This is a genomic window from Apilactobacillus timberlakei (assembly GCF_002993965.1).
Classification (GTDB): Bacteria; Bacillota; Bacilli; order Lactobacillales; family Lactobacillaceae; genus Apilactobacillus; species Apilactobacillus timberlakei.
The window spans coordinates 217,213-228,736 of sequence record NZ_POST01000004.1; the positions used below are offsets into that span (position 1 = coordinate 217,213).

Below are 11,524 nucleotides of genomic sequence, written 5' to 3' on the forward strand. Positions count from 1 at the left end.
ACATGAAAATATGTAAAAAAAGATCTGGATTTACTTTAATTGAAATGACTATTGTATTATTCATTATTTCATTATTAATTTTAATAATTGTACCTAATTTAAACGGACAAAGGAAAAAGGCTGAATCTGTTCATAATAATGCAATGATATCTTTGGTTCAAAGTCAAATTGATGCTTATTTGATTGATAAGGGTGATGCTGATGTTACGTATCAATCTTTAAAGGACAATGATTATTTGAATTCATCACAAATTTCACGAGCAGAAAAACAGGGAATTAATATTGATAATAATAAAGCAATTAAAAAAGAGTAAGTTTGGATTTACTAATATCGAAATGATTATTGTATTAATGGTTACATCTTTGTTTGTAGGTATTACCATTTTTATTTATCCTAATATTAAAAATTATCAGCGTAATGATGAACAAAAATTTTGGAATTCTTTTAAATATCAATGGGATAGTATTGTTATGTCTACAAAAATTAACAAAAATGAAAAATCAAAAATAACAAGTACAATTATAGTAAATAAAAATAATGTTCATTTTATTTATTGGAATGGGGTTACTAAATCTATTAAGGTTCCTAATACTATGAGTATTTATGGTAATTCTTATATAATTGATATTAAAAATGGTGGATATGTTGCTCCTGCAACTTACCGTTGGCATTCTAATATGTTAAAGAAGGATTATATACAAACTTTTCAACTTGGGTGGGGTGTATATCATATTGAATAAAAATTTAGATGGGTTTGTGATTATTGATAGTTTAATTGCAATTATTTTAATTACTTTAGGTATATTATTTTATATTGAATGTGATCAATCTATTAATAATGGTATAAAACATGCCGAAAATCATTTGATTGAAAGTAGAAAAAAATATGAGAATAACCTTAAATAGAAGAGGCTTTACAGTGATAGAAAGTATCATGGGTTTATTAATGTTAAGTTTAATTGCTATGCTAATTAATACCACAACTTTGTATATTAATAATTCTGATAGACATCAAAGAAGTGAGATTATTAATTATCATGTTTTTTTAAGTACAATTGAATCTAGAAAGTTAAATTTAAGAGTTGTTAAAACAGATGATAATAATATAACCTTAATTAATCCATCAAATTATAAAGAATATAGGATTCAAACTTATAAAAATATGTTGAGACTTTCTGGAAATAAAAGCGGACATGTACCAATTTTAGAAAATGTTGCTTCAACATATTTTAGCATTCATAAAAATCATCTATTTATTAAATTAACATTTATTAACCATCAAGAATTTGAAAGTGAGACTTCTATTGAAAAAAATTAACCATAATGGCTCTGCTACAATGGTGGCATTAATATTTTTAACAGTTTTATCTATTATTTTATCAATTAAATTTTTAAATTATAATGCTGAAATAACTACAATTAATGAATTAATAAAAAATTATTAATATAAGTAATTATTTGTTTATCTTGAATTAATTAATAATAATCTGGTAGTATTAAACTTGTATTAAATCTTTTAAGGGAGTGAGAATACTGGCTGAGAAAGATACAGAAACTTTGTTTAATATATTGGACAAATCTACTGAAATATTGAAAAAAGAATTAGATGTTTCATATTTAGACGCCTTTATTGAAAACGGTGATAATATGATTAACAATAATACTGTTCATGTTGAAGATGATAAGCCTAATGAAGATATAGTTTCTAAATTAGAAAAGCTGTATAATGAAGTAGATTATAATTCTATGGATGCTGAGTCAATTAGAAAAGCTATTCAAATAGCGATGATTAAAGCAACTAAAGAAGATGCTGTTCAAGCAAATCATCAAATAACTCCCGATACAATTGCTTCAATTATGGGATATTTAATTATTAGATTATATAAAAATAAGTCTAATTTAAGTGTTCTTGATTTAGCTGTTGGAACTGGTAACTTATTAAGTACCGTTGTTAATCAGCTATCAGATGCACTTAAAACAAATATACATGGTATCGGTGTCGATAATGATGATTCTATGTTGGCTATTGCTAGTTTAAACTTTCAGATGCAAAATAAGATTGATGATGTTGAATTAATTCATCAAGATGCTGTAGATAACTTATTGGTTGATGATTCAGATTTAGTTATTTCTGATTTACCTGTTGGTTATTATCCAATTGATGAAAACACTAAGAATTACAAAACTAGATCTACTAATGGTCATTCATATGCCCACCATTTGTTAATTGAACAAGGGATGAATCATGTTAAACCAGGTGGATTTGGTGTTTTCTTAGTACCAAGTAATCTTTTTAATACGCCTGCAGCTAAGGAATTATTAAAATGGAATCAAGATAATGCATATATGCAAGGGTTATTAAACTTACCTAAAGAATTATTTACTAATGTTAAAGCCCAAAAAGCTATTTTAATTTTACAAAAGCATGGTAATGATGCTAAACAAGTTGATAAAATAATGTTAGGGGAATTTCCTTCTTTCAAAAATCCATCAGCTTTTCAAAAGTATTTAGCTGAAATTGTTGAATGGGAAGAAAATAAATTACTAAAATAAAACAAATTAAGGAGAACTGTTATGGGAAAGTCTATTGCTATTAATGCTGGAAGCTCCACATTAAAATTCAAATTATTTGAAATGCCTTCTGAGAAACTAATTTCAAGTGGTGCCATTGATCGTATTGGTTTAACTAAATCTGATGTTGCTATTAAATATGGTGATGGTAAGAAATTTCATAAAACTATGGATATTGAAAACCATGAAGAAGCTATTAAATTAGTTTTAGATAAACTACTAAGTTTAGATATCATTGACGATTACAATGAAATTACAGGTGTAGGTCATCGTGTTGTCGCTGGTGGTGAATTCTTTACTGATTCTGTTGTTATTACTGATGATGTTTTGAAAAAACTTGAAGAATTATCAGAATTAGCACCATTACATGAACCTGCAAATATTTTAGGTATTAAGGCATTCAAGAAGATCTTACCTAATGTAATTAGTGTTGCTGTTTTTGATACTTCATTCCATACTTCAATGCCAGAAGAAAATTATATGTATGCTTTACCATATAAATACTATCGTGAACATAAAGCTCGTAAATATGGGGCACATGGTACTAGCTACCGTTACGTTTCAAGTCGTGCTGCTGATATGCTTGGTAAACCACTAAAAGATTTAAAATTAGTTGTAATGCATTTAGGTGCTGGGGCCTCTATTTGTGCTATTGATCACGGGAAGTCACTTGATACCTCAATGGGCTTTACTCCAGTAACTGGTGTTATGATGGCAACTCGTTCAGGAGATGTTGATCCTTCATTACTTGCATATATTATGGAAAAAGAAGGCATTACTGATGTTAATGAAATGATTAACATTCTAAATAAGAAGTCTGGATTGTTAGGTGTTTCTGAAGTATCAGCTGATATGCGTGATTTGGAAGCTGTAAAAGCTGACAATCACCAAGCTGAATTAGCTCGTAATATGTACATGAATCGTATCATTAGATATGTTGGTCAATATGTTGCTGAAATGAATGGTGTAGATGCTATCGTATTTACTGCTGGTGTTGGTGAAAATGATATTGGTATTAGACAAGAAGTAGCTGACAAACTAAGTTATTTTGGTGTTGGTGTTGACCCAGAAAAGAACCATATTCGTGCTGTAGAAAGAGATATTAGTTCTGATGATTCATCAATTAAGACTTTGTTGATTCCAACTAATGAAGAATTAATGATTGTTAAAGATATTGAAAGACTACGTAAATAATTAATAAAAAAGAACTCATTTTGAACCGTCTTACAAAAGTTAGACATTTAAAACTAACTTTTGTAAGTCACACCATTTTGAGTTCTTTTTTTATTTCATTAATAGGTGAATAAAATTCATTTAAATTTTATAATCATGAAAAAATGTTGACAAAACAATATTTATAAAGTAAATTTGTTTTTAAATTACTTTTACTACAGTACCTTATAAATAATTATTATGTATAATTAAATTAGTAAAGGGAGTGCATAGAATTATGAAAGATACGCCCAACAAAGATAATGGACAATTATCTAAGGGATTAAAGAATCGTCATGTTCAGTTAATAGCTCTTGGGGGAACGATTGGAACAGGACTATTTTTAGGAGCTGGTGAATCAATTCAGTTTGCAGGTCCATCAATTGTTCTTGCTTATTTGATAGCTGGAGTAGCTGGATTCTTCATTATGAGATCTCTTGGAGAATTATTATTATCTGATGTTAATTGTCATTCATATATTGAATTTATTGATAAATATTTAGGTAAAAAAATAGGCTTCGTTGCAGGATGGACTTATTGGGCCTGTTGGATTTCAATTGCGATGGCCGAAATTACTGCTGCTGGTTTGTATGTGCATTTTTGGTTTCCAGGAATACCACAATGGGTAACAGGTTTATTTTTACTTATCGTATTATTTTTGGCTAACTCAATTAATGTTTCTGCTTTTGGTGAAACTGAATTTTGGTTTGCTTTAATAAAAGTGGTTGCAATCTTAGCATTAATAGCTACAGGTGTAGTTTTAGTCATAATGAATTACAAAACACCAGTAGGACATGCTAGTTTAAGCAACTTATTTGGAAACTCAATGTTTTCACATGGCTTTAGTGGTTTTCTTTTAAGCTTTCAAATGGTTATATTTAGTTTTGCAGGAATCGAAATGATTGGAATGACTGCTTCTGAAACTAATGATCCAGAAAAAGTAATCCCTAAAGCAATTAATGAAGTCCCATCTAGAATACTAATTTTCTATATTGGTTCATTAATAGCTTTAATGTGTATTTATCCATGGAATCATATTAATGCTGCTTCTAGTCCTTTTGTACAAGTATTTCAAAATATAGGGGTTGGTTCTGCCGCCGCAATTATTAATTTTGTTGTACTGACAGCTGCTGTTTCAGCATGTAATTCTGCTATTTTTACAACAGGAAGAATGATTTATTCATTAACATATGGATCTAAAAAGCCTTTAGGAAAGCAATTAGGATCTTTAAATAAACATCAAATTCCTTCTAAAGGTATTTTATTTTCTATTGTAATAATTACACTTTCATTAATTTTAAATGCTTATATGCCTGATGGTGTATTTCAACTAGTTTCTAGTATTGCTACTACATGTTTCTTATTTATTTGGGGATTGATTGTTTTAGCCCATTTAAAATATCGTAAAGTAGTTTCAAGTAAAAATGAAACTAACAAATTAACTTTTAAGATGCCATTTTTCCCTTATTCTAATTATTTTGTTTTAGGATTCTTGGTTTTTGTAGCAATTGTGATGTTATTTAGAATGAATACTTTATTTGCACTGGTTGGTTCAATAATTTGGATTATAGCACTATACATTATAAAATCATTAACAGATGAAGTTCATCAAAAAAGATAATTCCAAACTTGGAGTTATCTTTTTATTTTGCAATTTATATTTTTACGGTTATTGTTGTAATATATAGTTAGTTAATATTGAAAGGGAGTAATTATATTCAGTACTTTATTTCTGATACGCATTTTTTTGATAAACACATGTTAGGTATTGATGACTTTGCTCCAAGACCTTTTTTCTTTGTTGATGATATGAATAATAAAATTATTGATAATTGGAATAGTAAAGTTCAAATTAATGATACGGTATACCACTTAGGTGATATTGCTGTACATCATATAAAGCCAGCAAAGAAAGCCTATGAAGCAATCTTTAATATTTTGAAAAAATTGCATGGTAATTTAATTTTAATTAAAGGCAATCATGATAGTCGCGATTTATTTAAGTTTTTAAGTAATCATAACTATTATATTAATGGAAAACTGAAATTTGAATTTCATGATGTTGGTGTATTAATAAAGATGAACCATTGTCAGTACTATATGACTCATTATCCAATGATGATGGGTAAGGTTGAAAAAATTATTAATCTCCATGGCCATATTCATCATTATTCGGTGCCAATTAAAGATAATTTAAACGTAGGTGTAGATTCTCCAGAACTAGACTATTTAAAAACAAAACCATCTTTTGGTGCTCCATTATCTGAATCTGAAGTACAGGAGATGGTTTTGGGTAAGAATATTGACTTTGCGAAAAGACATTGATTAGGAGGTAAGTGAATTGTTAGATAAAATTGCTATTTTGCATACAAACGATTTACATTCTCATTTTGAAAATTGGCCTAAAATTGTTAGATATTTGGCCTCAGAAAAACATAAGTTAGAAAACCAAGGCTATTTTGTTATAACTGTTGATTTAGGGGATGCTGTTGATCGTGCTCATCCGTTAACAGAAGCAACTGATGGCAAAGCAAATATAGATTTATTAAATCAAGTTCATTATGATGCTGCCACTATTGGGAACAATGAAGGATTAACTAATAATAAAGATGAATTAAACCATCTATATGACGATGCTAACTTTGATGTAGTTTTGGATAACTTGTTTGATCTAAAAACTGGGAAACAACCAACTTGGGCAAAAAAGAAAAAGATTATTAAAAGTAAAAATGGTACTAAAGTAAAATTACTAGGATTAACGGCGCCTTATCATTCTACTTATGAGTTAGAAGGATGGAATCCTGTTGATGATCAAAAAATTATTCCTGATCTTATAAAAAATGATAATGACGATTATGACGTGATGGTCTTGCTATCGCATTTAGGTGTTACTCAAGATCGTTTAATTGCTAGTAAGTTCCCACAATTTGATATTATTATTGGAAGTCATACACATCATTTATTTAAAAATGGTGAATATGATAATAAATCATTATTAGCTGCAGCTGGTAAATATGGTCATTATGTTGGAGAAATTAAATTATCTGTATCAGATGGGAAGATTACTGATAAGGTTGCTTCAGTGGTTAAAACATCAACTTTACCAGAACAAGCTGATGATGAAAGTTATATCCAAGGACTAGAAGAACATGGTGAAAATATATTAGCACAATCGAAAGTAGCTGACATTCCTTATAGCATGCATACATCATTAAGAGGTGAACCTTCTATTATGCAAGAAGGCCTCGAAGCGATTAAAGAAAAAGCTCAAACAGACATTGCAATTATGAATGATGGGTTATTTTTAGATGATTTACCTAAAGGAGTGGTTGATAAAAATCAATTGCATAAAATCCTTCCTCATTCTATGCATGTAATGAAGACTACTTTAAAGGGTTATGATTTATGGCGTATGGTTATGGAAATGGAAAAAAATCGTAAATTCTTAATTCAATTTGAACAAAAAGGAATGGGATTTCGTGGTAAATATTTTGGTGAATTAAATTATTCCGGTATTGATGTTGATATGAAGACCCGTAAAGTTTTTTATAATGGTAAAATTATTAAAGATAATGATAGTTATGACATTGCTTTATTGGACCATTATTCATTTATTCCATTTTTCCCAACTATCGCTATCGTAGGTGATAATCATATTTTATATGATCAAACATTAAGGGATGTATTTGCCACTTATTTATCAAAAAAATATCCCTTAAACAAAAAAGATTAGGAGAGTTTTATTTGGATCGTAAGACTATTGAAGAAACAGTAGAAGAAAATAGATCATCTAAAAAGCCATTGGCAAAAATATCACAAGAAAGTGATGATAGACTGCTTATTAATGGACATGATTATGAAATAATTAAGAATGTCGAAAATTGCTTTGATTTAGAAATCTTTAAACAACAATATAATCCAATTTTTAGTAAATATAATTATATTGTAGGTGATTATGCTTACGGAGTTCTAAGGTTAAAGGGGTTTCTTAAAGATGATGCTAAAGTACCCCCACAATATCAATATAGCTCAATTGAAGATTACATTTATGAGTATGCTAATGTAGGTGCTAAGTATTTCGTTATTAATAACTTAGAAGTTAAAAATAACTTTAGAAATAGTCATTTCATTAAAAAGCGTCGCAATCCTCGTAGAAAATTTAAAAATAGGAATCATAATTTTGAAGAGAAAGTAACTAAGCATAAAAAACCTATTAACAAGCGTAAACATATGCGTATTACTAAAAGCAATGGTAAGGGTAAGCGTCATTTTACAATTAAACAGGGAGATTAGTGATGAAAAAATATAATGGATACTTTATTGATTTAGATGGGACAATTTATGCGGGTAGTAAAAGAATTCCTGCTGCTAAAAGATTTATTGAAAGATTACAAAATAAGGATATTTCTTTTATGTTTGTTACTAATAACACTACTAAAATGCCTATTGATGTTGTGAAAAATTTAGCTGATAATCATGATATTCATGTAAGAGAAGATAATGTTTATACTGCTGGATTAGCGACCGCTGATTATATGGATAAAATTGCTGGAAAGAAACGTAAGGTTTATGTAGTGGGGGAAAAAGGTTTAATCACTGCTTTAGAAAATAATGGATTTGAAATTGTGTATGATGAACAGCCGGATTATGTAGTAGTTGGTTTGGATTCTAATACTGACTACGATAAATTAAGTAAAGCGGTATTGTATATTAGAGCAGGCGCTAAATTTATTGGGACAAATCCAGATAGTAATATTCCAAATGAAAAGGGGATGCTTCCAGGTGCTGGTTCTTTAGTTGATTTGGTTAGATATGCAACACAAGTTGACCCAATATTTATTGGTAAACCTGAAAGTATTATTTTAGAAAACGCATTAGATAAAATTAAATTAAATAAAGATGAGGTTGTAATGGTCGGCGATAATTATATGACTGACATTTTTGCAGGAATTAATTTTGGCATTGATACTTTACTAGTTTATTCAGGACTATCAACTAAAAAGCAAGTTTCTAATATGAATATAAAACCAACTAGCGAAATTGATTCTTTGGATGATTGGATAGTTTAGAATGTTTAAATTTAACTGTATTAATATATTAAGTATTACTCTCATTCTTTTATCTGTAATAAGTTTAGGTATATTTATAATTATAAATATACCTTTTTTATACTATTCATCGATATTAATGTTTCACATTGATATTAATTCTCATAAAACAATAAATGAGCTAATGAATAGTTATTATAATATTATTACTTATTTACAATCTCCTTTTATAAACCATTTAAATGCTAGTTTTCTTATAGATAGAAGAGGTCTTCATCATTTTTATGATGTAAAGCAATTAATTATTTTTAATAATCTATTTATGTTCTTTTCTTTGCCAATATCATTAAAAGTTTATTATAAATATGCAATTAAACAATTTATTAGTTTATGGATCAATTTTTTGAAATTAACCATTTATATATCTATTTTTATGTTTGTTTTAATTATTCTTGATTTTAATGATATTTTTATAAAATTTCATCAAATATTTTTTAACAATAATGATTGGATATTTAGTATTAAGCAAAATCCTATTATTTTAGCTTTCCCTGACGGATATTTTTTTGTATGTTCATTAGTTTTATTTTCTATATTCTTGTTTTTATGTTCTTTTATTTTAAGAAAGGGTAAAAAAGAACTCTAATAGAAAAGAGTGGAATATTATTATTCCACTCTTTTCTATTTTTGTTTTTTCTCTTTTATAAAAGCTACTATTCCAGGTATTAAAGTGATTAATATAATTCCAATGACTACTACTGAAAAATGTTCTTGAACAAATGGAATGTTTCCAAAAAAGTGACCAGCACCACAACATAGTAATACCCAAACTATACATGCTGATAAATTATATTTTATAAATTTATTATATTTATAACCACTTGTAGCAGCAATAAAAGGGGCTAATGTTCTAATGATTGGCATAAATCTTGCTATGAATATTGCTAATATACCATATTTATCAAAAAAAGCTTTTGCTTTATCTAATTGTTCCGGTTTTATAACTTTTGCTACCCATTTTTGCTTTGTTATTTTATAACCTATTTTATCTCCTAAATAGAAATTTAACGTATCACCTAAAAATGATGCTAATAAGAATACAACTATAAATATCCAAGTATTTAAATGGTATTGAGGATTTGCTGAAATGGCTGATGCTGCGAATAGTAAAGAGTCACCTGGTAAAAATGGCATAACAACTACTCCTGTTTCTACGAATATAACAGCAAAAAGTATAATATATGTCCAATTACCGAAATAAGTAACCAAATTTATTATATGATTATCTATATGAAGTATAAAATCTATTAAAGTATTCATATTTTTCTCCTTAATTTAAATATATAAAGTAATTTTACCAAATTTATAAGAATAAATGCATAATAATAAAATAAATTATGAAAAAACACTTATCATTTCTCCAATTTTATTTTATTATATTATATGTTTGTTAAATAAATAATTATTTGGAGGAATTTACTATTAATTATCCGCAGCTGAATTTAGATGAAGAAAATGGTCCTTTAGCTATTATAAAGACTAATTATGGTGATATTGAAATTAGATTATTTCCTGAACAAGCACCAATGGCAGTTGAAAACTTTACTAAACTGGCTGAAGTAGGTTATTATGATCAAATTAATTTTCACAGAGTTATTAAAGACTTTATGATTCAATCTGGTGATCCAACTGATACAGGTGCTGGTGGTGAAAGTATCTGGAATCAACCATTTGATGATGAATTTTCTGATGATTTATATAATTTTAGAGGTGCATTATCAATGGCTAATGCCGGTCCTAATACTAATGGTAGTCAATTTTTTATTGTTCAAAATAAACATTTAGCAGACAATTTAATAGAACCTATGAAAAAATCTAAGTTTGCTAGTGAAGTTATTAATGCATATAAAAATAATGGTGGAACTCCATGGCTAGATTTTAGACATACAGTTTTTGGTCAAACAATCAAGGGAATTGATGTAGTTGATAAAATAGCGGATGTTGAAGTTGATAATAATGATCGCCCAGTTTCAGAAGTTTTAATAAATAAAATAGAAATATATAAATAGTCATTGACTATATTTTATTTTATTGGTATTATTATTTTTGTTGTCATTCAGGTTATATTTTTTATATTTTATTTATTGAAAGAATGTTGACTTTGAATTTAACTTTTGATAACATTTTAGTTGTTGATTTTTAAATTTATCAAATATTCATTTATTAATTTAATTAAAAAAGTTATTGACTTTATATTTAAAAAATGGCATAATAATTAATGTTGCGTTGTTGAGATAACGAACGACAACATATCAACTTAAAAATTAATTATAAAAAGTTGTTGACATCAAGTTGACGACGTGATATAATTAAAAAGCTGCTTCATAAAAGCAGTTAACTGATAAGTAGATCTTTGAAAACTGAACAAGATTGATAATCGATGATGTGTAAGGAACTTGCAATTTAGATTGTAAGTAATTAAACACAGCGAAGTCAATTCGCTTATAAAAAAACAATTAATTTGATGAGCTAGTTAAAAGCTTTTCATCTATAAGATGAGAGTTTGATCCTGGCTCAGGACGAACGCTGGCGGCGTGCCTAATACATGCAAGTCGAACGAGTCCTCCCAATTTGATTTTATGCTTGCATAAATGATTTTTGGATTCGGGACGAGTGGCGAACTGGTGAGTAA

At 28.0% G+C, this 11,524-nt stretch carries 15 protein-coding genes and 1 rRNA gene; 15 read left to right on the forward strand and 1 reads right to left on the reverse strand.

What is annotated here, in order from left to right:
* Positions 1–2 precede the first annotated feature (2 nt).
* From comGC to C7N71_RS08340, 13 genes are all read left to right on the forward strand, one after another.
* On the forward strand, positions 3–314 hold the full coding sequence (comGC, locus tag C7N71_RS06425) for a competence type IV pilus major pilin ComGC (protein WP_105988284.1): 312 nt from the start codon (positions 3–5) through the stop codon (positions 312–314).
* Positions 283–741, forward strand: coding sequence for a hypothetical protein (locus tag C7N71_RS06430; protein WP_105988285.1), 459 nt, complete (start codon positions 283–285; stop codon positions 739–741). Before comGC ends, C7N71_RS06430 begins: the two co-directional genes overlap by 32 nt.
* Positions 734–907, forward strand: coding sequence for a hypothetical protein (locus tag C7N71_RS08085; protein WP_157944373.1), 174 nt, complete (start codon positions 734–736; stop codon positions 905–907). The genes C7N71_RS06430 and C7N71_RS08085 overlap by 8 nt, the downstream gene beginning before the upstream one ends.
* Before the next feature lie 13 nt (positions 908–920).
* Entirely contained in the window at positions 921–1,319 is a 399-nt protein-coding gene (locus C7N71_RS06435; RefSeq protein ID WP_157944374.1) for a ComGF family competence protein, read from the forward strand.
* Complete coding sequence (locus C7N71_RS08220) at positions 1,306–1,446, forward strand: hypothetical protein (RefSeq protein ID WP_181398675.1); 141 nt, start codon at positions 1,306–1,308, stop codon at positions 1,444–1,446. Before C7N71_RS06435 ends, C7N71_RS08220 begins: the two co-directional genes overlap by 14 nt.
* Before the next feature lie 79 nt (positions 1,447–1,525).
* Positions 1,526–2,554, forward strand: coding sequence for a class I SAM-dependent methyltransferase (locus C7N71_RS06440; protein ID WP_404799025.1), 1,029 nt, complete (start codon positions 1,526–1,528; stop codon positions 2,552–2,554).
* Positions 2,555–2,575: 21 nt separating this feature from the next.
* Positions 2,576–3,766 (forward strand): acetate/propionate family kinase, encoded by a 1,191-nt coding sequence (locus C7N71_RS06445; protein ID WP_105964797.1) that lies wholly within the window; start codon positions 2,576–2,578, stop codon positions 3,764–3,766.
* Between the two features lie 256 nt (positions 3,767–4,022).
* On the forward strand, positions 4,023–5,405 hold the full coding sequence (locus C7N71_RS06450) for an amino acid permease (RefSeq protein ID WP_105988287.1): 1,383 nt from the start codon (positions 4,023–4,025) through the stop codon (positions 5,403–5,405).
* Between the two features lie 95 nt (positions 5,406–5,500).
* Positions 5,501–6,109, forward strand: coding sequence for a metallophosphoesterase family protein (locus C7N71_RS06455; RefSeq protein WP_105988300.1), 609 nt, complete (start codon positions 5,501–5,503; stop codon positions 6,107–6,109).
* Between the two features lie 16 nt (positions 6,110–6,125).
* Positions 6,126–7,517 carry a bifunctional metallophosphatase/5'-nucleotidase gene (locus C7N71_RS06460; protein ID WP_105988288.1) on the forward strand — a complete coding sequence of 464 codons (1,392 nt, stop codon included), beginning with the start codon at positions 6,126–6,128 and terminating at the stop codon, positions 7,515–7,517.
* A gap of 11 nt (positions 7,518–7,528) precedes the next feature.
* A complete protein-coding gene (locus C7N71_RS06465; protein ID WP_157944375.1) occupies positions 7,529–8,077 on the forward strand; it encodes a YutD family protein in 549 nt (182 codons plus the stop codon).
* A 2-nt stretch (positions 8,078–8,079) separates the two neighbouring features.
* On the forward strand, positions 8,080–8,853 hold the full coding sequence (locus C7N71_RS06470) for a TIGR01457 family HAD-type hydrolase (protein WP_105988290.1): 774 nt from the start codon (positions 8,080–8,082) through the stop codon (positions 8,851–8,853).
* A 1-nt stretch (position 8,854) separates the two neighbouring features.
* A complete protein-coding gene (locus C7N71_RS08340; protein WP_105988291.1) occupies positions 8,855–9,478 on the forward strand; it encodes a TIGR01906 family membrane protein in 624 nt (207 codons plus the stop codon).
* A 35-nt stretch (positions 9,479–9,513) separates the two neighbouring features.
* On the opposite strand, the gene C7N71_RS06480 is transcribed toward C7N71_RS08340, so the two are convergent.
* On the reverse strand, positions 9,514–10,152 hold the full coding sequence (locus C7N71_RS06480; RefSeq protein ID WP_105988292.1) for a VTT domain-containing protein: 639 nt from the start codon (positions 10,150–10,152) through the stop codon (positions 9,514–9,516).
* 161 nt (positions 10,153–10,313) lie between these two features.
* Here C7N71_RS06480 and C7N71_RS06485 point away from each other — a divergent pair, with 161 nt between their 5' ends.
* Complete coding sequence (locus C7N71_RS06485) at positions 10,314–10,901, forward strand: peptidylprolyl isomerase (RefSeq protein WP_105988301.1); 588 nt, start codon at positions 10,314–10,316, stop codon at positions 10,899–10,901.
* 482 nt (positions 10,902–11,383) lie between these two features.
* Positions 11,384–11,524 (forward strand): 16S ribosomal RNA (locus tag C7N71_RS06490); the annotation flags it as partial.